This is a genomic window from Streptomyces sp. NBC_00239, from assembly GCF_036194065.1.
In the GTDB taxonomy this organism is placed as follows: Bacteria; Actinomycetota; Actinomycetes; order Streptomycetales; family Streptomycetaceae; genus Streptomyces.
The window spans coordinates 6143749-6169359 of record NZ_CP108095.1; the positions used below are offsets into that span (position 1 = coordinate 6143749).

At 72.3% G+C, this 25611-nt stretch carries 24 protein-coding genes; 15 read left to right on the top strand and 9 right to left on the bottom strand.

What is annotated here, in order from left to right; all coding sequences use genetic code 11:
* Positions 1-34 precede the first annotated feature (34 nt).
* The 3 genes from OG764_RS27005 to OG764_RS27015 are packed head-to-tail and all read left to right on the top strand — an operon-like array spanning position 35 to position 2779.
* On the top strand, positions 35-994 hold the full coding sequence (locus OG764_RS27005; RefSeq protein WP_328971023.1) for a sterol desaturase family protein: 960 nt from the start codon (positions 35-37) through the stop codon (positions 992-994).
* Positions 991-1710 carry a lysoplasmalogenase gene (locus tag OG764_RS27010; protein WP_328971024.1) on the top strand — a complete coding sequence of 240 codons (720 nt, stop codon included), beginning with the start codon at positions 991-993 and terminating at the stop codon, positions 1708-1710. Before OG764_RS27005 ends, OG764_RS27010 begins: the two co-directional genes overlap by 4 nt.
* Positions 1711-1735: 25 nt before the next feature.
* Positions 1736-2779, top strand: coding sequence for a zinc-dependent alcohol dehydrogenase family protein (locus tag OG764_RS27015; protein WP_328971025.1), 1044 nt, complete (start codon positions 1736-1738; stop codon positions 2777-2779).
* 124 nt (positions 2780-2903) lie between these two features.
* Here OG764_RS27015 and OG764_RS27020 read toward each other — a convergent pair whose 3' ends face one another.
* Positions 2904-4433, bottom strand: coding sequence for a S8 family serine peptidase (locus OG764_RS27020; RefSeq protein WP_328971026.1), 1530 nt, complete (start codon positions 4431-4433; stop codon positions 2904-2906).
* Positions 4434-4674: 241 nt separating this feature from the next.
* Between OG764_RS27020 and OG764_RS27025 the strand changes: the two genes are divergently transcribed.
* From OG764_RS27025 to moaA, 3 genes are all read left to right on the top strand, one after another.
* A complete protein-coding gene (locus OG764_RS27025) occupies positions 4675-5052 on the top strand; it encodes a DUF485 domain-containing protein (RefSeq protein WP_443056061.1) in 378 nt (125 codons plus the stop codon).
* Positions 5049-6686 (top strand): solute symporter family protein, encoded by a 1638-nt coding sequence (locus OG764_RS27030; RefSeq protein ID WP_328971027.1) that lies wholly within the window; start codon positions 5049-5051, stop codon positions 6684-6686. The genes OG764_RS27025 and OG764_RS27030 overlap by 4 nt, the downstream gene beginning before the upstream one ends.
* A 173-nt stretch (positions 6687-6859) precedes the next feature.
* Positions 6860-7849, top strand: coding sequence for a GTP 3',8-cyclase MoaA (gene moaA / locus OG764_RS27035; protein ID WP_328971028.1), 990 nt, complete (start codon positions 6860-6862; stop codon positions 7847-7849).
* Here moaA and OG764_RS27040 read toward each other — a convergent pair.
* Positions 7832-8122, bottom strand: a complete 291-nt coding sequence (locus OG764_RS27040; protein WP_328971029.1) for a hypothetical protein — start codon at positions 8120-8122, stop codon at positions 7832-7834. The two genes, moaA and OG764_RS27040, sit on opposite strands and share 18 nt — an antisense overlap.
* 169 nt (positions 8123-8291) lie before the next feature.
* Entirely contained in the window at positions 8292-8618 is a 327-nt protein-coding gene (locus OG764_RS27045; RefSeq protein WP_328971030.1) for a DUF3099 domain-containing protein, read from the bottom strand.
* A gap of 180 nt (positions 8619-8798) precedes the next feature.
* Between OG764_RS27045 and OG764_RS27050 the strand changes: the two genes are divergently transcribed.
* Complete coding sequence (locus tag OG764_RS27050; protein WP_328971031.1) at positions 8799-9074, top strand: GlsB/YeaQ/YmgE family stress response membrane protein; 276 nt, start codon at positions 8799-8801, stop codon at positions 9072-9074.
* 105 nt (positions 9075-9179) lie between these two features.
* On the opposite strand, the gene tyrS is transcribed toward OG764_RS27050, so the two are convergent.
* From tyrS to OG764_RS27065, 3 genes are read right to left on the bottom strand one after another with little or no spacing between them, the layout of a single operon-like run.
* Positions 9180-10448 carry a tyrosine--tRNA ligase gene (tyrS, locus tag OG764_RS27055; RefSeq protein ID WP_328971032.1) on the bottom strand — a complete coding sequence of 423 codons (1269 nt, stop codon included), beginning with the start codon at positions 10446-10448 and terminating at the stop codon, positions 9180-9182.
* A 51-nt stretch (positions 10449-10499) separates the two neighbouring features.
* Entirely contained in the window at positions 10500-11903 is a 1404-nt protein-coding gene (locus OG764_RS27060) for a metallopeptidase TldD-related protein (protein WP_328971033.1), read from the bottom strand.
* Positions 11900-13423, bottom strand: coding sequence for a TldD/PmbA family protein (locus tag OG764_RS27065; RefSeq protein ID WP_328971034.1), 1524 nt, complete (start codon positions 13421-13423; stop codon positions 11900-11902). The genes OG764_RS27060 and OG764_RS27065 overlap by 4 nt, the downstream gene beginning before the upstream one ends.
* Before the next feature lie 185 nt (positions 13424-13608).
* Between OG764_RS27065 and fabG the strand changes: the two genes are divergently transcribed.
* The 3 genes from fabG to OG764_RS27080 all read left to right on the top strand — a co-directional run bounded on the left by fabG (position 13609) and on the right by OG764_RS27080 (position 15744).
* Positions 13609-14328: a 3-oxoacyl-[acyl-carrier-protein] reductase gene (fabG, locus tag OG764_RS27070; RefSeq protein WP_328971035.1), complete on the top strand. Its 720-nt coding sequence runs from the start codon at positions 13609-13611 to the stop codon at positions 14326-14328.
* 5 nt (positions 14329-14333) lie between these two features.
* Positions 14334-15104 (top strand): enoyl-ACP reductase FabI, encoded by a 771-nt coding sequence (fabI, locus tag OG764_RS27075; RefSeq protein WP_328971036.1) that lies wholly within the window; start codon positions 14334-14336, stop codon positions 15102-15104.
* Positions 15105-15297: 193 nt separating this feature from the next.
* Complete coding sequence (locus tag OG764_RS27080; RefSeq protein ID WP_328971037.1) at positions 15298-15744, top strand: hypothetical protein; 447 nt, start codon at positions 15298-15300, stop codon at positions 15742-15744.
* Here OG764_RS27080 and OG764_RS27085 read toward each other — a convergent pair.
* The gene (locus tag OG764_RS27085; protein ID WP_328971038.1) at positions 15725-16546 is read right to left on the bottom strand and encodes a FadR/GntR family transcriptional regulator; all 822 of its coding nucleotides are present in this window, start codon (positions 16544-16546) and stop codon (positions 15725-15727) included. The two genes, OG764_RS27080 and OG764_RS27085, sit on opposite strands and share 20 nt — an antisense overlap.
* A 63-nt stretch (positions 16547-16609) precedes the next feature.
* Between OG764_RS27085 and OG764_RS27090 the strand changes: the two genes are divergently transcribed.
* From OG764_RS27090 to OG764_RS27105, 4 genes are all read left to right on the top strand, one after another.
* Complete coding sequence (locus OG764_RS27090) at positions 16610-17896, top strand: CynX/NimT family MFS transporter (protein ID WP_328971039.1); 1287 nt, start codon at positions 16610-16612, stop codon at positions 17894-17896.
* Between the two features lie 4 nt (positions 17897-17900).
* Positions 17901-18017, top strand: coding sequence for an SGM_5486 family transporter-associated protein (locus OG764_RS27095; RefSeq protein WP_328971040.1), 117 nt, complete (start codon positions 17901-17903; stop codon positions 18015-18017).
* 207 nt (positions 18018-18224) lie between these two features.
* Positions 18225-18434 carry a hypothetical protein gene (locus OG764_RS27100; RefSeq protein WP_328971041.1) on the top strand — a complete coding sequence of 70 codons (210 nt, stop codon included), beginning with the start codon at positions 18225-18227 and terminating at the stop codon, positions 18432-18434.
* A gap of 172 nt (positions 18435-18606) precedes the next feature.
* Complete coding sequence (locus OG764_RS27105; RefSeq protein WP_328971042.1) at positions 18607-19125, top strand: SixA phosphatase family protein; 519 nt, start codon at positions 18607-18609, stop codon at positions 19123-19125.
* A gap of 78 nt (positions 19126-19203) precedes the next feature.
* Here OG764_RS27105 and serB read toward each other — a convergent pair whose 3' ends face one another.
* Positions 19204-20406 (bottom strand): phosphoserine phosphatase SerB, encoded by a 1203-nt coding sequence (gene serB / locus OG764_RS27110; protein WP_328971043.1) that lies wholly within the window; start codon positions 20404-20406, stop codon positions 19204-19206.
* A gap of 375 nt (positions 20407-20781) precedes the next feature.
* On the bottom strand, positions 20782-22695 hold the full coding sequence (locus OG764_RS27115) for a streptophobe family protein (RefSeq protein WP_328971044.1): 1914 nt from the start codon (positions 22693-22695) through the stop codon (positions 20782-20784).
* Between the two features lie 247 nt (positions 22696-22942).
* Between OG764_RS27115 and OG764_RS27120 the strand changes: the two genes are divergently transcribed.
* The gene (locus tag OG764_RS27120; protein ID WP_328971045.1) at positions 22943-25537 is read left to right on the top strand and encodes an FHA domain-containing protein; all 2595 of its coding nucleotides are present in this window, start codon (positions 22943-22945) and stop codon (positions 25535-25537) included.
* Positions 25538-25611 lie beyond the last annotated feature (74 nt).

Below are 25611 nucleotides of genomic sequence, written 5' to 3' on the forward strand. Positions count from 1 at the left end.
GGCGGACCCCGGGACCCGCCTCTATGGTCCTGTCATGCCGAACCTGCCCGATGTCGTGCTGTGGTCCATACCGGCCTTCGTCCTGCTCACCGTCGTCGAGATGGTCAGCTACCGCATCCATCCCGACGAGGACGCCGCCGGGTACGAGAAGAAGGACGCCGCCACCAGTCTCGGCATGGGGATCGGCAGCCTCGCCTTCGACTTCGTCTGGAAGATCCCGGTCCTCGCCATCTACACGGCGGTCTACGAACTCACCCCGCTGCGGGTGCCCGTGCTGTGGTGGACCGTCCTGCTCATGCTGCTCGCCCAGGACTTCTGCTACTACTGGCAGCACCGCGGACACCACGTGATCCGCATCCTGTGGGCCTGCCACGTGGTGCACCACTCCAGCCGGAAGTTCAACCTCACCACGGCCCTCCGCCAGCCCTGGACCAGCGTCACCTCCTGGCCGTTCTACCTGCCGCTGATCGCCTGCGGAGTGCACCCGGCGGCCGTCGCCTTCTGCTACTCGGTCAACCTCGTCTACCAGTTCGGGATCCACACCGAGCGGATCGACAAGCTGCCCCGCCCCTTCGAGTTCGTCTTCAACACCCCCTCCCACCACCGCGTCCACCACGCCTCCCAGGGCGGCTACCTGGACCGGAACTTCGGCGGGATCCTGATCGTGTGGGACCGGATGTTCGGCTCCTGGACCGGCGAGACCGAGAAGCCGGTCTTCGGCCTGACCAAGAACATCGACACCTTCAACCCGCTGCGCGTGGCCACCCACGAGTACGCCGCCATCGCACGCGACGTACGCGCCGCCGGCAGCTGGCACGAGCGGGCCGGGCGGGTGTTCCGCGGCCCGGGCTGGAGCCCGGCCCCCCAGGCCCGGCCGTCCGAGCCGGCCACCGCGCCCGGGTCCGCGGTCGCCGAGTCCGGGCCCGCTGCCGCCGACGGCTCCGCGTCCGGCGCCGTCGCCGTCGCCGTCCCCGCTCCGGAGCGTGCCGCATGACGCACCCCGACGCCCCCGCCCCCGTCCGCACCCCCCCGTGGTCCGGCGCCCCCGCGGACTCGCCGCGCCGGGCCCGCCTCGCCCGCGTACTGCTCGCCGCCTTCGCCGCGGCCGCCGCGGCCGACCTGATCGCGCTGCTCGCCGACTGGCACCCGGGACACGTCCTGGCCAAGCCGCTGCTGATGCCGCTGCTCGTCGCCCACGTCCTCACCCGGCGGGCCCCCCGGCTGCTGACCGCCGCCCTGCTCTTCGGCTGGGGCGGCGACCTGGCCCTGCTCTTCGACGCCGACCTCGCCTTCCTGCTGGGCATGGGCTCCTTCGCCGCCGGGCACGTCTGCTACCTCGTGCTGTTCGGCCGCGGCCGCACCTCGCCGCTCACCGGCGCCGGATACGCCGTCGCCCTCGTGGGCACGGTCGCCCTGCTCTGGTCCGACCTGCCCGCCGACCTGCGCGTCCCGGTGGCCGGATACAGCCTGCTGCTCACCGCCATGGCCTACCGGTCCGGGGCGCTGGGCCGGGTCGCGGGCGCCGGCGGCGCGCTCTTCCTGATCTCCGACACCCTGATCGCCACCGGTGTCGCGGAGTGGCCCCAGCTGCCCCGCCCCGACTTCTGGATCATGCTCACCTACCTGGCCGCCCAGTACCTGCTGGCCCGCGGAGCCCTCGACGCGCACCAGGCGTACCGTAGGGAAGTCGTACCCGACACTTCCGGCTGAATCCGCACACCCCGAGGACAGCAGCATGCGCGCCACCGTCATCCACGCCCCGCACGACATCCGCGTGGAGGAGGTGACCGACGCCGCCGTCCAGGCACCCGAGGACGCCGTCGTCCGCGTGCTCCGCGCCTGCATCTGCGGCAGCGACCTGTGGGCCTACCGCGGCGAGGCCGAGCGCCAGCCCGGCCAGCGCATCGGCCACGAGTTCCTGGGCGTGGTCGAGGAGACCGGCTCCGCCGTCACCGGGCTGCGCGCCGGCGACCTGGTCGTGGCCCCCTTCATGTGGTCCGACGGGGTCTGCGCGTACTGCACCGAAGGCCTCTACACGTCCTGCGTGCACGGCGGCTTCTGGGGCTCGGTCGGCTACGACGGCGGCCAGGGCGAGGCCGTGCGGGTCCCGCACGCCGACGGCACCCTGGTGAAGCTGCCCGCCGACGCGGCCTCCGACGACCACCTGCTGACCGCGCTGCTCGCGCTCTCCGACGTCATGGGCACCGGCCACCACGCGGCCCTCGGCGCGGGCGTCAAGGCCGGCTCGACCGTCGCGGTCGTCGGCGACGGCGCGGTCGGGCTGTGCGGCGTCCTCGCCGCCAAGCGCCTCGGCGCCGACCGGATCATCGCCCTGGGCCGGCACTCCGCCCGCACCGACATCGCCAAGCTCTTCGGGGCCACCGACGTCGTCGCCGAGCGCGGCGAGGCGGCCGAGGCGGCCGTACGCGAACTCACCCGCGGCGAGGGCGCGCACGCCGTCATCGAGGCCGTCGGCACCGAGCAGTCCATGCGCACGGCCGTGAACATCACCCGCGACGGCGGGGCCATCGGCTACGTCGGCGTCCCGCACGGCAGCGGCACCGGACTCGACCTCGGCGTCATGTTCGACCGCAACATCACCCTGCGCGGCGGCGTCGCCCCCGTGCGCGCGTACATCCCGGAGCTCCTCAAGGACGTCCTGGACGGCACCATCGACCCCTCGCCCGTCTTCGACCGGGCCGTCACCCTCGACGAGGTCCCGGCCGGCTACCGCGCCATGGACGACCGCAGCGCCCTGAAGGTGCTCATCACGCCGTGAGCCGTCACCGGTGAGCCCGTGAGCCCGGCTGCCCGGGGGTCGGGAACACGGGAAGGGGCCGGGCGGGGATCTCCCCCGCCCGGCCCCTTCGCCGTGCACTGCCTAGGCGACCGTCACGCGGTGACTACCACTTGACGGCGTTGAGGGCGTTGACCTCGCCGTAGCCGTAGTAGCCGGTCTGGCCCCACTTGCTCTCGCAGGTGACGGCGTCGATCAGGGCGCCGGTGGCGTCGTAGATCTTGTCCGGGCAGGTCTTCTTGTCGGCCTGGGCCTTCAGCATGCGCTGGAGCTGGGCCGGGGTTGCACCCGGGTGAACGCTCTTGAGCAGGGCCGCGACACCGGCGACGTGCGGGCCGGCCATCGAGGTGCCCTGCTTGTAGCCGTAGCCGCCGCCCGGGAGGGTCGACAGCACCCGGCCGTTGGCGTCCGGGGTGCCGGGTATCTGCCACTTGTCGCCGCCGGGGGCGGAGACGTCGACGACACCGAGGCCGTAGCTCGAGTAGTACGAGCGCAGGCCCTTGTCACCCGTGGCGCTGACCGAGACCACGCCCGGGAGCTGGGTGGGCAGGTCCAGGCAGACGCTGGGGTCGATGGTGCGCGTCACCGGGGTGGTGTCGTTCGGGCTGGTGGTGTCCTCCAGGGAGTCCGCCGCCAGGTCCTGGTTCGAGTTGCCGGCCGAGGCCACGTGGAGCACACCCTTGCGCTCCGCGTACTTCGTCGCCCGGCCGATGGCCTCCACCAGCGCCTTCTGGTCGTCGTCCGTCTTGCAGTTGAAGAGGTACGGGTCGACGTAGTAGCTGTTGTTGGTCACCTCGATCCCCTTCTCGGCGGCGAACATGAAGCCGCAGACGACCGCCTCGGTGTAGAACAGGCTGGTCGCCGGCTCGCTCACCTTGATGGCCGCGACCTTCACGCCCGGCGCGACACCGCTGATGCCCTCGCCGTTGCGCGCGGCCGCGATGGTGCCCGCCACGTGGGTGCCGTGGTCGCTGCCGTCCGCGTACGGACGCCAGGCGCCCTCGCTGGTGTCGGCGACGCCGCCGACACAGTTGGCGGACTGCTCCTTCGAGAAGTTCGGGGCGAGATCCGGGTGGGTGTCGTCCACACCCGTGTCGATGACGCCCACGGTGACCCGACGGCTGCCATCGTTGATCTTGTGCGCCTGGTCGGCCTTGATCGCCCGCAGGTCCCACTGGTTGGGCTCCAGCGGCTCCTCGCCCGGGGCGGCCTTCGCGGCCGCCTTGGCGGCGTCCGCCGCGCTCAGCTTCTGGGTGGTGCCCTCGTCGGTCGTCTGGACCGCCGACAGCGGGGCCGTACGGGTGGCACCCGCGGAAACGACGTGCTTGACGGTCCGCATGGTCTTGGCGAAGTCGGGGTTCGCGGAGTGCGCGACGATGACGCCGATCTTGTCATGGGCGATCACCACCGTGCCGCCGGCCCGCTCGATCGCCTTCTTGACCTGCTTGACCTGGCCGTACGGGCCGAGGTTCACCACGTACGAAAGCTTCGGGCCGGTGGTGTCTGCGGCCTGGGCCACCGTGTCCAGGGGCGCGGCCGAGGCCGTCACCGCCGGGAGGAAGCCGAGCGAGGCCGTGAGCGCCAGGCCGACCGGCACGGCGAGTGCGCGGCGGCGTCGGGACCCGAGATGAGCCATGGGTTCTCCACATCATCCGTGTAAGTGCCGTCCGGACGCGGGTTGCGTATGGACGGGTACATGACGAGTGAAGCTAGCGCCGATCTTCCCGCCGAAGCAATGAATTCCGAAAGAAAAAACCGCCGTTGAACCGGCCTGATCTGCCATCCGTGCCGTTGACAGCAGGGGATCAGCGCCGCCGCGTCCCTTGGAGGTTGTTTTGTCCGTCGCCCCCACCGCATCCGCACCGCAAGGAGAGCCCGTGACCACCGACGCAGCGCCGCCACCCGCAGAGTCGGGGCCGACCCCGGCCGCCGCACGTGTCCTGCCGACACCGGAGGAATTCGCCGAGGTCCAGCAGAGCGCCGAGTTCGGCGAGCTGCGACAGGCCCACCGGTCGTTCGCGTTCCCCCTGACCGTGGCCTTCATCGCCTGGTACCTGCTGTACGTCCTGCTGTCGAACTACGCGGGCGGCTTCATGGGGATCAAGCTCTACGGCAACATCAACGTCGCCCTCGCCCTCGGCCTCGCGCAGTTCGCCACCACCTTCCTCATCGCCTGGTGGTACGCCCGCCACGCCGCCACCCAGCTCGACCCGAAGGCCGACGCCATCAAGTCCCGCATGGAGGCCGGACAGTGAACCGAGCCCTCCTCGACCAGGCCGGCCCGCTCGCCGCCGGGTCCGCAACCGAGCACCGCCCGCTGATCATCACCCTCTTCGGGCTCTTCGTCGTCGGCACCCTGATCATCACCGTCTGGGCCGGCCGCCAGACCCGCGGCGCCGCGGACTTCTACGCCGGCGGGCGCCAGTTCACCGGCTTCCAGAACGGCCTCGCGATCTCCGGCGACTACATGTCCGCCGCGTCCTTCCTCGGCATCGCCGGAGCCATCGCCCTCTTCGGCTACGACGGCTTCCTCTACTCCATCGGCTTCCTCGTGGCCTGGCTCGTCGCCCTGCTGCTGGTCGCCGAGCCGCTGCGCAACTCCGGCCGCTACACGATGGGCGACGTCCTCGCCTACCGGATGCGCCAGCGCCCGGTCCGTACCGCCGCCGGCACCTCCACCATCGTCGTCTCGATCTTCTACCTGCTGGCCCAGATGGCCGGAGCCGGCGTCCTGGTCTCGCTGCTCCTCGGCATCACCAGCGACGGCGGCAAGGTCGCGATCGTCGCCCTCGTCGGCGTCCTGATGATCGTCTACGTGACCATCGGCGGCATGAAGGGCACCACCTGGGTCCAGATGGTCAAGGCCGTCCTGCTGATCGCTGGCGCCCTGCTCATCACCTTCCTGGTGCTCCTGAAGTTCGACTTCAGCGTCTCCGAGCTGCTCGGCCGGGCCGCCGAGAACAGCGGCCACGGCGCCTCCTTCCTGGAGCCCGGTCTGAAGTACGGGGCCAACGCCACCTCGAAGATCGACTTCATCTCGCTCGGCATCGCCCTGGTCCTGGGCACGGCGGGCCTGCCGCACATCCTGATCCGCTTCTACACAGTCCCCACCGCGAAGGCCGCCCGGAAGTCCGTCAACTGGGCCATCGGCATCATCGGCGCCTTCTACCTCATGACCATCGCCCTGGGCTTCGGCGCCGCCGCGCTGCTCGACCGCGACGCCATCGTCAAGTCCAACAAGGCGGGCAACACCGCCGCCCCGATGCTCGCCGAGGCGGTCGGCGGCGGATCCGGCTCCACGGGCGGCGCGATCCTGCTCGCGGTGATCTCCGCGGTCGCCTTCGCCACCATCCTCGCCGTGGTCGCCGGCCTCACCCTGGCCTCGTCCTCCTCCTTCGCCCACGACCTGTACGTGAACGTCATCCGCAAGGGCAAGGCCACCGAGGCCGAGGAGGTACGGGCCGCCCGCTGGGCCACCGTCGGCATCGGCGCGGTCGCCATCGGCCTCGGCGCCCTCGCCCGCGACCTGAACGTGGCCGGACTGGTGGCCCTCGCCTTCGCCGTCGCCGCCTCGGCCAACCTGCCGACGATCCTCTACAGCCTCTTCTGGAAGCGCTTCACCACCCAGGGCGCGCTCTGGTCCATCTACGGTGGCCTGATCTCGTCGGTGGTCCTGGTGCTGTTCTCACCCGTCGTGTCCGGGAAGCCGACCTCGATGTTCAAGAACGCCGACTTCTACTGGTTCCCCCTGGAGAACCCCGGCATCGTCTCCATCCCGCTGGGCTTCCTCCTCGGCTGGCTCGGCACCGTCCTGTCCAAGGAGACCGCCGACCCCGCGAAGTACGCGGAGCTGGAAGTCCGCTCGCTGACCGGAACCGGAGCCCACTGAGCCCGCCGGAACCCAGCGGAAAACACCGAACACCCTCCGTGGCCGCGTCGTAGTTCCCTACGACGCGGCCACGCCGCGTCTCGTTCGATCCGGCGCCCCTGGATGTCATGAGCGTCGCGTAGGCTCGAACAAGCAGAAGACCTCTAGTTCCGGACAAGGGGAGGGGGCCCTCAGTGCTCATCGACACCTATGGCCGCGTGGCCACCGACCTGCGTGTCTCTCTCACCGACCGGTGCAACCTGCGCTGCACCTACTGCATGCCCGAAGAAGGCCTGCAGTGGCTCGCGAAGCCCGATCTGCTCACCGACGACGAGATCGTCCGCCTGATCCGCATCGCCGTCACCGACCTCGGGATCACCGAGGTCCGCTTCACGGGCGGCGAGCCGCTGCTGCGGCCCGGCCTCGTCGGCATCGTCGCGCGCTGCGCGGAGCTCGCGCCCCGCCCCAGGATGTCGCTGACCACCAACGGCATCGGCCTCAAGCGCACCGCCCGCGCCCTCAAGGACGCCGGACTCGACCGCGTCAACGTCTCGCTGGACACGCTGCGCCCCGAGGTCTTCAAGACCCTCACCCGCCGCGACCGGCACAAGGACGTCATCGACGGCATGGCCGCGGCCCAGGAAGCCGGCCTCACCCCGGTGAAGGTCAACGCCGTGCTCATGCCCGGACTCAACGACGACGAGGCCCCCGACCTGCTGGCCTGGGCCGTGGAGCACGGCTACGAGCTGCGCTTCATCGAGCAGATGCCGCTGGACGCCCAGCACGGCTGGAAGCGCGACGGCATGATCACCGCCGGGGACATCCTCGCCTCGCTGCGCACCCGCTTCGACCTCACCGAGGAAGGCGCCGCCGAGCGCGGCTCCGCCCCCGCCGAGCGCTGGGTGGTCGACGGCGGCCCCGCCACCGTCGGCGTCATCGCCTCCGTCACCCGGCCGTTCTGCGGGGCCTGCGACCGGACCCGCCTCACCGCCGACGGCCAGGTGCGCACCTGCCTGTTCGCGACCGAGGAGTCCGACCTGCGGGCCGCCTTGCGCTCCGGCGCCCCGGACGAGGAGATCGCCCGCCTGTGGAAGGTGGCGATGTGGGGCAAGAAGGCCGGGTCCGGACTCGACGACCCGTCCTTCCTGCAGCCCGACCGTCCGATGTCAGCGATCGGCGGCTGAGTCCGAGGCCTGGTCCGGGGCGGGCGCCGGGTCCGAAGCCGGGGCCTCCCACTCCGCCAGGCTCACGACGTCCTTCAGGAAACCGCGCACGCCCAGGAACTGGGAGAGGTGCTCGCGGTGTTCCTCGCAGGCCAGCCAGGTCTTGCGGCGCTCCGGCGTGTGCAGCTTCGGGTTGTTCCACGCCAGCACCCACACGGCCGCGTCGCGGCAGCCCTTGGCGGAGCAGATGGGTGCGGTCGTCTCGGTGGAGGCAGCGGTGTCAGGGGAGTTCACGGACTCAACCCTAAGTCAGCACGTACCGGCGCCTCGGGGCGCGGGGTACGGAATGGCGACGCCGGGCAGCCACGGGGGGAGCTGCCCGGCGTCGGTCCGTCGCTCCGACGGGGGATGCGGAGCGCGTAGGCAGTATGTCACGCACGACCGGGTGCGGTGCACCGGAACCTCACGATTGATCTGAGCTTTTCCTGAGGTTTCCGGTCTCCAGAGCCGGTCGGACGGGCGTCGGGATGAAATGCGACGGCAGCGAAGGGGCCGATTCGCGACCCGCGTTGGCGATGACCACGGCCACGTACGGCAGCAGCGCGCCGGCGATCAGGGTGACCACGGCGACGTGCCGCTCGACGTTCCACAGCACCACGGTCAGGATCACCGACAGGGTGCGGATCGCCATCGAGATCACGTACCGGCGCTGCCGGCCGCGCACGTCCTCGGCCAGACCCTGGCGGGCTCCCGTGATCCGGAAGACCTCGGTGCCGTTGTGCCTGCGCATCACGTTCCATCACCCGATTCCGTCACCGGACACTCCCCGGTCCGACCGGTTCCACCGTAGCCCGCCCGGTCCGCGGCGTGGAGAGCGGGTGTCCCACGAACGGAGGTGTCCGACATGCACCATTCGTCGTAGCGATCGACACTGGGCCCACATGCGCACATCGCGCCACGAGGAGGCGTCATGCATTGGTTGTGGGCGATCATCGTCGGATTCGTGCTGGGCCTGATCGCCCGGGCGATCCTCCCCGGAAAGCAGCACCAGCCGCTGTGGCTGACCACGGTCTTCGGCATCATCGGCAGCGTCCTGGGCAACGCGGTCGCGACATGGATCGGCGTCGAAGACACCCGGGGCATCGACTGGACCCGGCACCTGCTCCAGCTGGCCGGCGCCGTCGTCGTCGTGGGCCTCGGCGACATGGTGTACATGGCGTTGAAGGGCAACAGGCGGACGGCGTAGCCCGGGCCGCTCCCGCTGCCGGCCGGCTCCGGACCCGCCCCCGGCACGGCGAAGGGGCCGGCGCGGACGTTCCCGTCCGCACCGGCCCCCGTGTCGTACGACCGGTCAGACCCCGGTGACCTCGACTGCGGCCAGGTTCTTCTTGCCGCGGCGCAACACCAGCCAGCGTCCGTGCAGCAGGTCCGCGGCGTCCGGCACGGCGTCCTCGGCGGCGATCTTCACGTTGTTCACGTACGCACCGCCCTCCTTCACCGTCCGGCGGCCGGCCGACTTGCTCGCCACCAGGCCGGTCTCCGCCAGCAGGTCCACGACCGGGACCAGCCCCTCGGTCCGCGCCTGCGGCAGCTCCGACAGCGCCGCGGCCAGCGTGGCCTCGTCCAGCTCCGCCAGATCGCCCTGCCCGAACAGCGCCTTCGACGCGGAGATCACGGCGGCGCACTGGTCGGCGCCGTGCACGAGCGTGGTCAGCTCCTCCGCGAGCGCCCGCTGCGCGGCCCGGGCCTGCGGCCGCTCGGCGGTCTGCTTCTCCAGCTCCTCCAGCTCCTCACGGCTCTGGAAGGACAGGATCCGCATGTAGGTGGAGATGTCCCGGTCGTCCACGTTCAGCCAGAACTGGTAGAACGCGTACGGCGTCGTCATCTCCGGGTCGAGCCACACGGCCCCGCCCTCGGTCTTGCCGAACTTGGTGCCGTCCGCCTTCACCATCAGCGGCGTCGCCATCGCGTGCACGGCGGCTTCCGGCTCCACCCGGTGGATCAGGTCGAGACCGGCCGTCAGGTTGCCCCACTGGTCGGAGCCGCCCTGCTGGAGCGTGCAGCCGTGCCGCCGGTACAGCTCCAGGAAGTCCATGCCCTGGAGCAGCTGGTAGCTGAACTCCGTGTAGCTGATGCCCTGGTCCGACTCCAGCCGCTTGGCGACCGAGTCCTTCGTCAGCATCTTGTTGACGCGGAAGTGCTTGCCGATGTCGCGCAGGAACTCGATGGCGGACATGCCCGCCGTCCAGTCCAGGTTGTTCACCATGACCGCCGCGTTCTCGCCCTCGAAGGACAGGAACGGCTCGATCTGCGCGCGCAGCCGGCCCACCCAGTTCGCGACCGTCTCCGGGTCGTTCAGGGTGCGCTCGGCCGTGGGCCGCGGGTCGCCGATCTGACCCGTGGCCCCGCCCACCAGCGCCAGCGGCCGGTTGCCGGCCAGCTGGAGCCGGCGCATCGTGAGCACCTGCACCAGGTGCCCGACGTGCAGCGAGGCCGCCGTCGGGTCGTAGCCGCAATAGAACGTGACGGGACCGTCCGCGAACGCCTTGCGCAGCGCTTCTTCGTCGGTGGACTGGGCGAAGAGCCCACGCCACTTCAGTTCGTCGACGATGTCCGTCACGGTCTCTCGACTCCTTGTGAAGGGGGAACGTTCCCGGCCAGTCTATGGGCGTCAGACGCCCTGGCTGACCGAGCTCATGTTGAAATCGGGGATGCGCAGCGCGGGCATCGCGGCCCGGGTGAACCAGTCGCTCCACTCGCGCGGCAGCGTCTTCTCGGTGCGGCCCGCCTCGGTCGCCCGGGACAGCAGGTCCACCGGCGACTCGTTGAAGCGGAAGTTGTTCACCTCGCCCACGACCTCGCCGTTCTCCACCAGGTACACGCCGTCCCGGGTCAGGCCCGTGAGCAGCAGCGTGGCCGGGTCGACCTCGCGGATGTACCAGAGGCAGGTCAGCAGCAGGCCCCGCTCGGTGGCGGCGACCATCTCCTCCAGGGACTTCTCGCCGCCCCCGTCGAGGATCAGGTTGCCGATCGTCGGCGCCACCGGCTGCCCGGTCAGCTCCGCGCTGTGCCGGGTGGTGGTCAGCCGGGCCAGCTCGCCCTCGTGCAGCCACGCCGTGGGCGGCAGCGGCAGGCCGTTGTCGAACACCGACGCGTCGTCGCCCGAGCTGTGCGCGATCACGAACGGCGCGCACTCCAGGCCCGGCTCGTTCGGGTCGCTGCGCAGCGTCAGCGGCAGCTCGGAGAGCCGCTCGCCCAGCCGGGTGCCGCCGCCGGGCTTGGAGAAGACCGTCCGGCCCTCCACCGCGTCCCGGGCCGCCGAGGACCACATCTGGTAGATCAGCAGGTCGGCGACCGCGGTGGGCGGCAGCAGCGTCTCGTACCGCCCGGCGGGCAGCTCGATCCGGCGCTCGGCCCAGCCGAGCCGCTTGGCCAGCTCGGCGTCCAGCGCGCCCGGGTCCACGTCCTTGAAGTCACGGGTGGAGCGGCCGGCCCACGCCGAGCGCTGCCGGTCCGGGGACTTCGCGTTGAGCTCCAGCGTGCCGGTGGGCTGGTCGTGCCGCAGCCGCAGGCCCGTGGAGGTGCCCACGTACGTGGAGACCATCTCGTGGTTGGCGAAGCCGTACAGTTCGCGGCCGCCCGCGCGGGCCCGGGCGAAGGCCTCGCCGAGCGCCGGCGCGAAGTCCGTGAACACCGCGGAGGAGGTCTCCGCGGGGGCGTCCGTGAAATCGGGGGAGGCGGGGGTGCCCGCCACCAGCGGCCGGGCGTCCTCGGCCGGGCCGGCGGTACGGGCGGCCGCCTCGGCGGCCCGCACCAGCGGCTCCAGGTCCGCGGCCGTGACGGCGGAGCGCGAGACGACCCCCGAGGCCGTGCCCTCCTTGCCGTCGACGGTCGCGATCACCGTGAGGGTGCGCCCGCGGGTGACGCCGTTGGTGGTCAGCGCGTTGCCCGCCCAGCGCAGGTTCGCGGTGGACTGCTCGTCGGCGATCACCACGCAGCCGTCGGCGGTGGACAGCTCCAGCGCCCGCTCGACGATCTCGTGCGGGGCGGTGCGGCTGTTCGAAAGCGAGCTCATCGGCCGGCCTCCTGCGTCGTGTTCAGGATGTTGACGTCGCGGAACAGCGCCGACGGGCAGCCGTGCGAGACCGCCGCGACCTGGCCCGGCTGGGCCTTGCCGCAGTTGAAGGCGCCGCCCAGGACGTACGTCTGCGGGCCGCCCACCTTCTCCATCGAGCCCCAGAAGTCGGTGGTGGTGGCCTGGTACGCGACGTCGCGCAGCTGGCCCGCCAGCCGGCCGTTCTCGATCCGGAAGAAGCGCTGGCCGGTGAACTGGAAGTTGTAGCGCTGCATGTCGATCGACCAGGAGCGGTCGCCGACCACGTAGATGCCGCGCTCGACCCCGCCGATCAGGTCCTCGGTGGAGAGCCCGCCCGGGTCCGGCTGGAGCGAGACGTTCGCCATCCGCTGCACCGGCACGTGCCCGGGGGAGTCCGCGTACGCGCAGCCGTTGGAGCGGCCCAGGCCGGTCAGCTGCGCGATCCGGCGGTCCGTCTGGTAGCCGACCAGGGTGCCGTCCTTGACCAGGTCCCAGCTCTGGGCCTGGACGCCCTCGTCGTCGTAGCCGATGGTGGCCAGGCCGTGCTCGGCGGTGCGGTCACCCGTCACGTTCATGATCGACGAACCGTACCGGAGCTTGCCCAGCTGGTCGAAGGTGGCGAACGAGGTGCCGGCGTACGCCGCCTCGTAGCCCAGCGCGCGGTCCAGCTCGGTGGCGTGGCCGATGGACTCGTGGATGGTCAGCCACAGGTTCGACGGGTCGACGACCAGGTCGTAGCGGCCGGCCTCGACGCTCGGCGCGCGCATCTTCTCCGCGAGCAGTCCCGGGATCTCCTCCAGCTCGGCGTTCCAGTCCCAGCCGGTGCCGGTCAGGTACTCCCAGCCGCGGCCGGCCGGCGGCGCGATGGTGCGCATCGAGTCGAACTCGCCGGTCTTGCCGTCCACCGCGACGGCGGTGAGCTGCGGGTGGATCCGGACCCGCTGCTGGGTGGTGACGGTGCCGGCGGTGTCCGCGTAGAACTTGTTCTCGTGGACGGCGAGCAGCGAGGCGTCGACGTGCGCGACCCCGTCCGCGCCGAGCAGCCGGCCGCTCCACTCGGCCAGCAGTGCGGCCTTCTCCTCGTCCGGCACGTCGAACGGGTCCACCTCGTACGCGGAGATCCACGTCCGCTCGGCGTGCACCGGCTCGGGAGCCAGTTCCACCCTCTCGTCCGACCCCGCGGCGGCGATCACCTTCGCCGACAGCTTGGCCATGGCGACGGCCTGCGAGGCCACCTTGGCGGCGCCGTCCATCGTCAGGTCGACGCCGGAGGCGAAGCCCCAGCTGCCGCCGTGCACCACCCGGACCGCGTACCCGAGGTCGGTGGTGTCGGAGGAGCCGGACGGCTTGGCGTCCCGCAGCCGCCACGCGGCGCTGCGGATCCGCTCCAGCCGGAAGTCGGCATGGTCGCAGCCCAGTGCGCGGGCGCGGGCGAGCGCCGCGTCGGCGAGCGCCCGCAAGGGCAGCGCCGTGAACGCGGCGTCGATGGAATGAGGCACGGAGGTCTCCCTGTGGTCGGGTCCGGAGACTCCGATCATGTCGCGACCGGGCGTCTCGTGCCTACATCTTTCTGTAGGGACCCCACAGAGCGACTCACCAGGCCCTGTCGAGGCCCGATTCTCCGTATACAGGGAGGGACCGATAGGTTTTCGGTTGACCAGACAGCTAGGGAAAGGGTGATCCGTTGAGCCGCTCGGTTCTCGTCACCGGAGGTAACCGGGGCATCGGCCTCGCCATCGCCCGTGCCTTCGCAGAGGCCGGCGACCAGGTCGCCATCACGTTCCGCTCGGGCGAGCCGCCCGAGGAACTCACCGGGCTCGGCGTCCTCGCGGTCCGCTGCGACATCACCGACGCCGAGCAGGTGGAGCAGGCCTACAAGGAGATCGAGGACAAGCACGGCCCGGTCGAGGTGCTGGTGGCGAACGCCGGCATCACCAAGGACCAGCTGCTGATGCGCATGTCCGAGGACGACTTCACCTCGGTCGTGGACACCAACCTCACCGGCACCTTCCGTGTGGTCAAGCGCGCCAACCGCGCGATGCTGCGCGCCAAGAAGGGCCGCGTCGTCCTGATCTCCTCGGTCGTGGGCCTGCTCGGCTCCGCGGGGCAGGCGAACTACGCCGCCTCCAAGGCCGGACTGGTCGGGTTCGCCCGCTCCCTCGCCCGCGAGCTGGGCTCCCGCAACATCACCTTCAACGTCGTCGCGCCCGGTTTCGTGGACACCGACATGACGAAGGTGCTCACCGACGAGCAGCGCGCCGGCATCGTCGGGCAGGTCCCGCTCGGCCGCTACGCGCGGCCGGAGGAGATCGCCGCGGCCGTCCGCTTCCTCGCGTCGGACGACGCCTCGTACATCACAGGAGCCGTCATTCCCGTTGACGGCGGATTGGGCATGGGTCACTGATCACCATGAGCGGAATTCTCGACGGCAAGCGCATCCTCATCACGGGTGTGCTGATGGAGTCGTCCATCGCCTTCCACACCGCCCGGCTGGCCCAGGAGCAGGGCGCCGAGGTGATCCTCACCGCGTGGCCGCGCCCGTCGCTGACCGAGCGCATCGCCAAGAAGCTGCCGAAGCCGGTCAAGGTGATCGAGCTCGACGTCACCAACGACGAGCACCTGGCCCGCCTCGAGGGCCTCGTCCGCGAGGAGCTCGGCGGCCTCGACGGCGTCGTCCACTCGATCGGCTTCGCGCCGCAGGACGCCCTCGGCGGCAACTTCCTGAACACCCCCTTCGAGTCGGTGGCGACCGCCATGCACGTCTCGGCCTTCTCCCTGAAGTCCCTGACGATGGCCTGCAAGCCGCTGTTCCCGGCGGAGGGCGCGGCCGTCGTCGGCCTCACCTTCGACGCGCAGTACGCCTGGCCGCAGTACGACTGGATGGGCCCGGCCAAGGCCGCGCTGGAGGCCACCAGCCGCTACCTCGCCCGCGACCTGGGCAAGGAGAACATCCGCTGCAACCTGGTCTCGGCCGGTCCGATCGGCTCGATGGCCGCGAAGTCCATCCCGGGCTTCTCGGAGCTGGCGGACGTCTGGAACAACCGCTCGATGCTGGAGTGGGACATGAGCGACCCGGAGCCGGCCGGCAAGGGCGTCGTCGCCCTGCTGTCCGACTGGTTCCCGAAGACCACCGGCGAGATCGTCCACGTGGACGGCGGCCTGCACGCGATGGGCGCCTGACCCGGTTCCTCCCGTACGGCGGCGACGGCCGCGGCTCCCACCCGGAGTCGCGGCCGTCGCCGTCCGGGTGCGGGCCCGGCGGGATCTCCCGAGTCGAAGATGTGGACAAATGCCTGCAAACTGACCGAGCCGGGATCTTCTCGGCGAGGTGCGGGGAGGAGGTACGGGTGTGCGCCCGAGGCGGAATCGAGCGATGTCCCTGCTGGTGACCTCGGTGGTGCTGACCGGCTTCCTCGCGCCGAGCGCCCTGGCCGGCACGGTCTCCGGCGCCGCCGCCGGGGCGGAGCCGGCCCCCGGCCCCGCCGACCTGCCCGCCGCGCCCGCCCTGCGGGACCTGCCCGCCGAGCCCCTGCTCCGGGACCTGCCCGCCGAACCGCCCGCCCAGCCCGCCCGCCCCGACCGCGAACGCCTCTTCGGCTCCGACTGCGACACCGAGATCGCCGGCTCCCGCGTCACGGCGCACTGCCACAACCCGTACCCGCGCACCGACCTGGTCGCCCTGCACGTGGAGTGCGACCGCTGGTGGGACGTGGACGGGGACACCGTGGCCGTGCCGGTCGGCCCCGCCGGGCGCGTGGAGCTGACCAGCCGCTGCTGGAAGGAAGTCCGCTCGGCCTGGGTCAGCCACCGGCCGGGCTGACCGCCCCGCCGTCGTCGGCACCGCCCGCACCTCCGGCACCGCCCGCACTGCCCGAGTCGCCGGTGCCCGTGCCGCCGCCCGCCGTCGCCGCGCCGGCGCCGTCCGCGCCCGGGTGCGCGCCGCGCCCGCCGGGTGCGTGCTTGAGCCACTCGAACGGGTAGCCGGCCGCCTCCGACGCGGCCGCGTCCCCGTCGCCCCGCCGGATCGCCTCCACCAGCCGCGCGTGGTCCATGTGGGTGTCCGGCGTCAGCTCCGTGCCGACGTCCTCCCGCAGCCAGTCCCGCAGCAGCTCGCCGAGGTCCGCGTACAGGCCGAGCAGCACGTCGTTGTGCGAGGCCGCGACCACCGCCATGTGCAGGCTCACGTCCGCGGCCACGAACACCTCCGCGTCCCCGCTCTCCCAGGCCTGCTCCCGGCGCGCCAGCAGCGCGTCGAGCTGGACCAGGTCCCGCTCGGTGCGCCGCTCCGCGGCCAGCCGCGCCGCCGAGGACTCCAGGGTCGAACGCAGCTCGGCGATGTGCCGCGGATCGGCCCCCGCGAAGCGCCGGTGCATCACCCCGGCCAGCTCGCTCGTGGCGATCACGTACGTCCCCGAACCCTGCCGGATGTCGAGCAGCCCGTTGTGCGCGAGCGCGCGGACCGCCTCCCGGACCGTGTTCCGGGCCACACCCAGCAGCTCGACGAGCTCGGGCTCGGTCGGAATGCGCGACCCCAGGGGCCATTCGCCCGTGGTGATCTGGTTCCTGAGCTGGGCGATCACCTGGTCTGCGAGCGCGGAACGCCGGGGCGAGGTCAGCGGCATGGGGCCCTCTCGGTGCGATGCGGGACTGGACAACCAATCATCCCATGATTCTATGATGGTTGAATGCCCGACGAAGAGATACAGGTCCTGAACCGTACGGCCGCACCCCGTGCGGCGGTACAGCCGCCCGCGGAGCGCCCCGTGCCCAGCTGGCTCGGCCCGCTCCTCATCGTCGCCATCGTGCTGGCCGCGCTGAACCTCCGCCCCGCGATCACCAGCCTCGGCGCCCTCCTCGAAGAGACCCGCGAAGGCCTCGGCATGAGCGGCGCCGTCGCCGGCCTCCTCACCTCCGTCCCCGCCCTGTGCTTCGCCGTCTTCGGCGTCACCGCACCCCGGCTCTCCCGCCGCTTCGGCCCGGCCGCCGTGGTCTGCGCGGGCATGGCCGCCGTCGCCGCCGGCCTCGTGATCCGCCCGCTCGCGAGCGGCACCGTCGGCTTCCTGGCCGCCAGCGCCCTCTCCCTCGCCGGCATCGCCCTCACCAACGTGCTCCTGCCGGTGATCGTCAAGCGCTGGTTCCCGGACCGCATCGGCACCATGACCGGCCTCTACTCCATGGCCCTCGCCATCGGCACCTCGCTGGCCGCCGCCACGACCGTGCCCATGACAGAGGCTCTCGGTGGCAACTGGCGGTACGGCCTGCTGGTCTGGGCCGTCCTCGCCGTGATCGCGGTGCTGCCCTGGATCCCCGTCGCCCGCGAGGCCGGCCGCGACCGCGCAGCCGCCCGGGCCGCGGCCCCCGCCGGCGACCGGGCCGCCGGACCGCGCGTCACCCGCAGCCGTACGGCCTGGGCGCTGGCCGGCTACTTCGGCCTCCAGGCCACCGGCGCGTACGTGACCATGGGCTGGATGCCGCAGATCTTCCGCGACGCCGGAGTGTCGGCGGGCACCGCCGGCGTGCTGCTCGCCGTGACCATGGTCATGGGCGTCCCGCTGGCCTTCGTCATCCCGCGGCTGGCCGGCGCCGTCCGCAACCAGGGCGTCATCGTCGCCGGGCTCGGCGCCTTCGGCCTGGCCGGATACGCCGGCCTCTACGCGGCCCCGGCCGGCGGGGCCTGGCTCTGGGCCGTCCTGCTCGGCGTCTCGAACTGCGCCTTCCCGCTCGCCATCACCATGATCGGCCTGCGCACCCGGTCCGCGGCCGGCGTGGTCCGCCTCTCCGCCTTCGCCCAGAGCACCGGCTACCTGATCTCCATCCCCGGCCCGCTGCTCATCGGCGTGCTCTACCAGCACAGCGGCGGCTGGGACCTGCCGCTCGTCCTCATGGCCGGCCTGATGGTCCCCCAGATCGCGGTGGGCGTCCTCGCAGGGCGGGACCGCACGGTCGAGGACGAATGCGGCATGGGAGACTGAAGCCATGTCTGTCCTGGAACCGAATCCGCAGAACGGCCGCAAGAAGCTCGCGATCGTGCTGGGCGCGATGCTCGGCGTGACGGTCGTCATCGCCGTCATCGCGACCCTCGCCTCCCCCTGACGCCGCCCGGGCCCGAACGCCGGGCTGCCGACGCCGAAGGTGCCCGACGCCGGTCGGGGGTGGGGTTATCCCCCGCATCCCCTAGGGGGTCAGGCTCAGGGTGAAGTGGGTGGGATTCCGGATGGGAAGCACCGCCTCGAATCCATAGATTCGAAGGCACAGCGGCCCCCACCCGGCCGGACACCCGCAGCACCCGCGGAGGCGGTCATGTCCACACCCGTCCACACCCGGACCCTCGTAGGACACCGCGCCCAGGGCTCCCCCGCGGACACCCGGCTGCCCTGGTGGGCCCTCGCCCTCCCGGTCGCCGCCTTCGCCGCCCTGCTGCTCCTGCTCGCGGGATCCGGCGGAGCCGAAGTCGCCGGGGCCTCGCCGATGGCCGAGCTCGTCGACCGGATCCACCGGCTGGGCGGCTGACCCGCAGGGGTGCCCCGGCGATGCGTACGGGTTGCCCGTACGGGTGCCGCTCCCGGGCCGCGGCAGCGCCCGCGCCGGTGTTCCCGCCGCGCGCCGGAGCGCCCCCGCCCCGGTCGGGTGAGCCCGTCAACACCCTGCGCCCCGTGGCTCATTTCATGCGAAGCTGAACGGCATGAGCGCCGACACACCCCGCAGGATCGTCCTACTCCGGCACGCGAAGGCCGACTGGCCGCAGGTGTCCGACCACGACCGGCCGCTGGCGGACCGCGGCCGCAAGGACGCCCCGGCCGTAGGACTGAAGCTGGCCGAAACCGGCATCACCTTCGACCTGGCCCTCTGCTCGACCGCCGCGCGGACCCGCGAGACCTGGAAGCTCGCCGTCCAGGAACTGCCGCACCGCCCGCGGACCGTGTACGAGGACCGGCTCTACGAAGCCTCGCTGGGCGAGCTCATCGCCCTGCTGAACGAAACCCCCGACGACGTCGGCGACCTCCTCGTCATCGGCCACAACCCCGGGATGCAGGCGCTCGCCGACGCCCTGTCCGGCAGCGCCAAGGACGACACCCTGGTACGGATGGCCCGCAGCGGGTTCCCGACCGCGGCGCTGGCCATCGTCGGGTTCACCGGCTCCTGGAAGTCCCTCGAACACGGCGTCGGGACCCTGCTCGACTTCTGGACCCCGAAGCACTGACCGCGGCCCCGCACACCGGGCGCGAACACGGCAGGGCCCCGGCACCTCGCGCCGGGGCCCTGCCGTGTCGGGTGTCGGTCAGTGCAGGTCGGCGGCCTCGACCTCTTCGCGCGTGATGCCCAGCAGGTACAACACGGCGTCCAGGAAGGGCACGTTGACCGCGGTGTGCGCGGCCTCGCGCACCACCGGCTTGGCGCAGAAGGCCACTCCGAGCCCGGCCGCGTTCAGCATGTCCAGGTCGTTGGCGCCGTCGCCGATGGCGACGGTCTGCGCCAGCGGTACGCCGGCCTCCGCCGCGAACCGGCGCAGCAGCCGCGCCTTGCCCGCCCGGTCCACGATCTCTCCCGTGACCCGGCCGGTGAGCTTGCCGTCGACGATCTCCAGCGTGTTGGCGGAGGCGAAGTCCAGCCCCAGCCGCTCCTTCAGGTCGTCCGTCACCTGCGTGAACCCGCCCGAGACCACGCCGACCTGGTAGCCGAGCCGCTTCAGGGTCCGAATCAGGGTCCGGGCACCGGGCGTCAGCCGCACCTCGGCGCGCACCTTGTCCACGACCGAGGCGTCCAGGCCGGCGAGCAGCGCGACCCGGGCGTGCAGGGACTGCTCGAAGTCCAGCTCGCCGCGCATCGCCTGCGCGGTGACCTCGGCGACCTTGTCCTCGCAGCCCGCGTGGGCCGCGAACAGCTCGATGACCTCGTCCTGGATCAGCGTCGAGTCGACGTCCATCACGACGAGCCGCTGGGCCCGCCGGTGCAGCCCGGCCGAGACCACCGCGATGTCCACGCCGATCTGCGCGGCCTCGGTGGCCAGGGCGGTCCGCAGCGGTTCGGTCTCGGCGCCGGACACGGCGAACTCCACCGCCGTCACCGGGTACTTGGCGAGACGGAAGATGCGGTCGATGTTGCCGCCGGTGGCGGTGATGCGGGCGGCGATGGCGGCGGTGGACTCGGCGGTCAGCGGGTGCCCCAGCACGGTCACGTGGGAGCGGCCGCTGCCGCGCGGCCGGTTGTCACCGGTACCGGAAATGATCTCGGCCTGGAGCTTGAACGATTCGGCCCAGCTGTGCACGGTGGCGCGCAGCTCGCCCTCGCCGCCCGCCGAGCCGGGCGCGGTGACCAGGGCGCACAGCACTATGCGGCCGCGGGTCACGACCTGCTCCAGGTCGACGACGTCGACGGAGAAGGCGGCGAGAGTGTCGAACAGCCCGGCGGTGATCCCGGGACGGTCCTTGCCGAAGATCTTGACGAGGAGGGTGGGGATGTCGGAGGTCTGCGAAGCGCTCATGGTGCCCTCACCGTATCCCCTACCCCACCCCCCGGCGCCCCCCATCCCGCCCACCGGACGCCCCACCCCCTCCGGGCCACATCCAGCCCCTCCGGCGTTCGAGGCGCGGGCCCGGGTGGTGCCCGGCGACCCCGCGCACCTTTCAGCCCCTCCGGCGTTTGAGGAGCGGGTCCGGGCGGAGCCCGGTGCCCGGCGTCAGCCGGGTTGTCTTGGGGCTCCGCCCCAAACCCCGCGCCTCAAACGCCGGCGAGGCTGGAAGTTGCGCCCCAGGGCGCCGGCGAGGCTGGAAGTTGCCGGCCAGGCGGGGTGCGCCGCCCGGGCACCGGCGAGGCTGGAAGTTGCCCCCCAGGGCACCGGCGCGGGGGGCGTAGCCGGTCAGCGGGGGCCGCGCGGGGGAGGCGGCGGCGGAGGCGGGGGCGGCGGAGGCGGCGGGGTGAACGGGGCCCGGCCCCCCGACGGCCCCTTGCCCGGCCCCCGCCGCGGCCCCGCCACAGGCGGCCCACCCGCGATCGTGGCGTCCTGATCCCGCCCGTCCCCCGCCGCGCCCGCCCCGCCCGCACCCTGATCCCGCCCGCCCGGCCCCTGCCGCCCGCCCGGGACGGTGGCGCCCCAGTGCCGCCCGTCCCCCCGCCCGCTTGCCGACCCCGCCGTCCGGTACGGATTCACCTCGCCGGGCCGGACCCCCGGTACGGGCGACGGCCGATACGGCCCGGGGAGCTGCTCGGGCCCTCGAGGGTCCGCCCCCTGGGGGTGGCCATGCGGGCCAAAACCCGCCGCGCCCCCCTGACGACCTCCCGCGCCACCTCCCGCCCCGGCATGCGCCCCCGCCCCGGCCGGAGCCGGCGGTCCGCCCCGCAGACGGGCGCCCACGGCGCCCAAGGCGCCCAGGGCGCCCGCCGCCGCGCCCCACGCCGCACCGAGCAGCGCCCCCGCCCCCGCGTCGCCCCGCAGTTCGACGCCCGCCCCGAAGGCGTCCACTCCCAGGACCGACAGCGAGGCGTCCGCCGAGAAACCCGTCAGCCACACCAGTACCGGTACGGCCGCCCCCGTCGCCAGGCCGAGCCGTACCGCGGTGCCCACCACCCCGACCCCGCCGACCCCGCCGCCCCCGCGGGCAGGGGTCCGTACGGCCGTCAGCACCCCCGCGTACAGCATCAGCACCGCGACGGCGGCGACCAGCAGCCACACCCGCCCGTCGAGTTCCGCCAGTCGGGTGACCGTCACCGGCCGGTCCGCCGACACGGACAGCAGCTCGTCCAGCGGATCGGGCAGCAGGTCCGCCAGCCCGCCGCTGGCCCGCCCGCGGAACGGCACCAGCATCCCCAGAGGCACCGCGAGCCAGGTCCCGTTCGGCGCCCCCAGCAGCGCCGCGCCCGCGATCCGGCGCGGATGCGCGTCGTCGGCCATCGCCCAGCCGGCCGCCGCCAGCCCGGCCGCCACCGACACCAGGAGCACCGCCACGACCGCCGACACCGCCGGCCGCACCCACCGGTCGATCACCGCCCAACCGGCCGGTACCGGGGTCCGCCGCGAGGCCAGCAGCGCGACCAGCAGTACCGCCGACACCCACACCGCGGCGCCCGCCAGCGTCGCCCCGGCGTCCGCGCTGAACCCGACCCGCGCCTGCGCGTCCACCAGGTCCCGCAACCGGTCCGGCAGCAGCCCCCCGACGTCCCCGATGCCTCCGATGCCCCCGAGGTCGATGTCCCCGATGTCCCCGATCCCCGGAATCTCCAGCCCGCCGCCGGCGCCGCTCCCCGCGCCGTCACCCGCGCTGCCCCCGCCCGGCGCCCACCGCGTCCCGTCCAGCGTCACCACGTCGCGGCCGGCCCACGCGAGCCCGCCGGCCATGGCCGTGAACACCGCCGCCACGGCCGCGGCGCGGGCCGCGAGTTGGGATCCGGACACGGCAACTCCGGCCGCCCGTACCGACCTCAGGAACACGAACCCCAGCACCAGGGCCCCCGCCAGGCTCACCCCCAGCGGCCGCACCTCCAGCGCCGTCGCCGCCTGCGCGCCGTCCAGTCCGTACGCCGAGACGTCTCCCGACGGGGTCACCGAACCGCCCACCGCGAGCACCACCACGGCCGCCGTCATCGGCCCCAGCCGCCCGGCCGCATCGGCCCCCAGCAGGTGCAGGCCGAGCGCCGCGACCCCCGCCATCACCACCAGCGCCCAGCCCGCCGCGGCCACCGCGGACAGCAGCACCTCGCCCCAACGGAGCGGCGACCGTACGCCGGAGCCGAACGCTCCGCCCGCCGCGCCCACTTCGCCCGTGCCCGAATTCATGCGGTGCGGATTCATGCGAGGACCCCCGAGTTGTGCTGAGTCATCCCGGATATCCCATTCGCGCATGATCCGTACGCACTCATGGGCTCTTACCACTCTCCGGGGGCTTTGCGACCACGTCAACGGCCCTTCCCCGGCGCACTCCACAGGGCCCGGATTCCACTTCCGGCCGCGGGCCTGAAATAGTTCCCCCCGAAGTTCGCCATCCCTAGACTCCCTGCTGTCAGGGGGCATCGGGGGACAACAAGTGGGGCATGGAGTGCCGGAACTCGTACTGGAATTGAACGGAAGGACCTGGGCCCTCGATCCGTCCAGGTCGTACACCCTCGGACGCGATCCGCAGGGTGACGTGGTGATCGACGACGCGCGCGTCTCGTGGCGGCACGCCACCATCGGCTGGAACGGCCACGGCTGGGCCATCGAAGACCACGGCAGCACCAACGGCACCTACGCACAGGGCCAGCGGGTCCAGCGGCTCGACCTCGCCGCCGGCACCGTGGTCCACCTCGGCAACGCGACCGACGGGCCGCGGCTGAACCTCTCGGCCGGCCAGGCCGGTTCGGGCGCGGTGGCCTCGGCCGCCGCCGCCCCGGCCGCGGCGGCCCACCACGGAATGCAGCAGGGCGCGCCGCAGGGGGTGCAGCAGCACGGCGCACCCGCCGCGCAGCAGCAGGCTCCGTACCAGCAGCCGCAGCAGGCCCCGTACGGGCAGCAGCCGCACCACGCCGCCCCGCAGCAGCCGCACCACGCGCCGGCCCAGCCCCACCAGCCGCCGCACGGCCAGATCCCGCAGCAGCAGGGCGCCCCGCGCCCCGCCGCGGGCGGCCACGGCTACAGCGACCGCAGCCCGACGACGTTCCACCAGCTCGCGCTGGGCCACGTCATGCGCATCGGCCGCGCGCTGGACAACGAGCTGGTCGTCTCCGACCTCCAGGTCTCGCGCCACCACGCGGAGTTCCGCTCCACCGGCGGCCGCTTCGAGATCCACGACCTGGGCAGCCACAACGGCACCTACGTCAACGGTCAGCCGCTCGCCAAGTCCGGCACCGCGCTGCTCGGCCCGAACGACATCGTCGGCGTCGGCCACTCGACGTTCCGGATCGTCGGGGACCGGCTGGAGGAGTTCGTCGACACCGGCGAGGTCTCCTTCTCGGCCCGCCACCTGACCGTCACGGTCGACGGCGGCAAGCAGATCCTCAAGGACGTCTCGTTCGGCGTCCCCGAGAAGTCGCTGATCGCCGTCATCGGCCCGTCCGGTTCCGGCAAGTCGACGCTGCTCAAGGCGCTGACCGGCTACCGGCCCGCCAACCAGGGCGACGTCCTCTACGACAACCGCAACCTGTACAAGCAGTTCGCGGAGCTCCGCCAGCGCATCGGCCTGGTCCCGCAGGACGACATCCTGCACAAGGAGCTGACCGTACGGACCGCCCTGAAGTACGCGGCCAAGCTCCGCTTCCCCGGGGACACCGCCGAGTCCGAGCGGTCCGCGCGCATCGACGAGGTGCTGCGCGAGCTCAAGCTCGACATCCACAAGGACAAGAAGATCACCTCGCTCTCGGGCGGCCAGCGCAAGCGCGTGTCGGTGGCCCTGGAGCTGCTGACCAAGCCGTCGCTGATCTTCCTGGACGAGCCGACCTCGGGCCTCGACCCGGGCATGGACCGCGACGTCATGCAGCTGCTGCGCGGCCTCGCCGACGATGGCCGCACCGTCCTGGTCGTGACCCACTCGGTCGCCGAGCTGGCCATCTGCGACAAGCTGCTGGTCATGGCGCCCGGCGGCTCGGTCGCGTACTTCGGCCCGCCGGACGAGGCGCTGAACTTCTTCGGCTACAGCACGTGGGCGGACGTCTTCTCGGCCTTCGAGAACTACCGCGACTACGACTGGGCCGGCCGCTGGAAGGGCTCGCAGCACTACCAGCTGTACGCCGCCGACCTCGACGCGGTGGCCCCGCAGTCGGTCACCATGCCGACCGCGCAGATGCAGCCGCCGAAGCCGCAGGCCTGGGGCTCGCAGCTGTTCACCCTGATCCGCCGCTACGTCTCGGTGATCGCCTCCGACAAGGGCTTCCTCGCCCTGATGGTGATCCTGCCGGCCGTGCTCGGCGTGGTCTCCACGGTCATCCCCGCGACCTTCGGCCTCGCGCCGCCGAAGCCGCCGTCCCGCTTCAACGGCGACGCCGGCACCATCATGCTGATCCTCGCGGTCGGCATGTGCTTCTCCGGCGCCGCGAACTCGGTCCGCGAGCTGATCAAGGAACGGGTCATCTACGAGCGGGAACGCGCCACCGGCCTGTCCCGGTCCGCGTACCTGATGTCGAAGGTGATCGTCCTCGGCGTCATCACCGCCATCCAGGGCGCGATCATCTGCGCCATCGGCTTCACCCCGCGCGACCTGCCCGCCGAGGGCCTGATCATGCCGCCCGCCGTCGAGCTGTGCGTCTCGGTCACCGCGCTCGGCTTCACGTCGATGATGTTCGGCCTCGTGATCTCCTCGCTGGTCAAGACCGCCGAGAAGACCATGCCGCTGCTCGTCATGTTCGCGATCGTCCAGGTCGTGTTCACCGGCATCCTCTTCCAGGTGTACGACTCGCCCGGCCTGGAGCAGTTCGCCTGGCTGATGCCGTCCCGCTGGGCCGTCGCCGCCTCCGGCACCACCCTGAACCTGGCCGTGCTCATGCCGCCCTGGGACCAGGAGAACCCCACCAACACCGACCCGCTGTGGGATGCCACGGCCGGCCAGTGGGGCTTCAACATCACGGTGCTGCTCCTCATCGGCATCGCGTGCGGCTTCGCGGTGGCCCGCCTGCTGCGCCGCCACGAGCCCGAGGTCATGCGCAAGTAGCCGGCCCGGCCCGTTCGCGGGCCCGGTACGCGCGAAACGCCTCAGGGGCGGTACCCGGAAGGAACCGGGTGCCG

Coding starts and splice junctions, on each gene's coding strand:
- OG764_RS27005 (WP_328971023.1), top strand. CDS start 35: ATGCCGAACCTGCCCGATGTCGTGCTGTGGTCCATACCGGCCTTCGTC.
- OG764_RS27010 (WP_328971024.1), top strand. CDS start 991: ATGACGCACCCCGACGCCCCCGCCCCCGTCCGCACCCCCCCGTGGTCC.
- OG764_RS27015 (WP_328971025.1), top strand. CDS start 1,736: ATGCGCGCCACCGTCATCCACGCCCCGCACGACATCCGCGTGGAGGAG.
- OG764_RS27020 (WP_328971026.1), bottom strand. CDS start 4,433: ATGGCTCATCTCGGGTCCCGACGCCGCCGCGCACTCGCCGTGCCGGTC.
- OG764_RS27045 (WP_328971030.1), bottom strand. CDS start 8,618: ATGCGCAGGCACAACGGCACCGAGGTCTTCCGGATCACGGGAGCCCGC.
- OG764_RS27050 (WP_328971031.1), top strand. CDS start 8,799: ATGCATTGGTTGTGGGCGATCATCGTCGGATTCGTGCTGGGCCTGATC.
- OG764_RS27060 (WP_328971033.1), bottom strand. CDS start 11,903: ATGAGCTCGCTTTCGAACAGCCGCACCGCCCCGCACGAGATCGTCGAG.
- fabI (WP_328971036.1), top strand. CDS start 14,334: ATGAGCGGAATTCTCGACGGCAAGCGCATCCTCATCACGGGTGTGCTG.
- OG764_RS27080 (WP_328971037.1), top strand. CDS start 15,298: ATGTCCCTGCTGGTGACCTCGGTGGTGCTGACCGGCTTCCTCGCGCCG.
- OG764_RS27085 (WP_328971038.1), bottom strand. CDS start 16,546: ATGCCGCTGACCTCGCCCCGGCGTTCCGCGCTCGCAGACCAGGTGATC.
- OG764_RS27090 (WP_328971039.1), top strand. CDS start 16,610: ATGCCCGACGAAGAGATACAGGTCCTGAACCGTACGGCCGCACCCCGT.
- OG764_RS27095 (WP_328971040.1), top strand. CDS start 17,901: ATGTCTGTCCTGGAACCGAATCCGCAGAACGGCCGCAAGAAGCTCGCG.
- OG764_RS27100 (WP_328971041.1), top strand. CDS start 18,225: ATGTCCACACCCGTCCACACCCGGACCCTCGTAGGACACCGCGCCCAG.
- OG764_RS27105 (WP_328971042.1), top strand. CDS start 18,607: ATGAGCGCCGACACACCCCGCAGGATCGTCCTACTCCGGCACGCGAAG.
- serB (WP_328971043.1), bottom strand. CDS start 20,406: ATGAGCGCTTCGCAGACCTCCGACATCCCCACCCTCCTCGTCAAGATC.
- OG764_RS27115 (WP_328971044.1), bottom strand. CDS start 22,695: ATGAATTCGGGCACGGGCGAAGTGGGCGCGGCGGGCGGAGCGTTCGGC.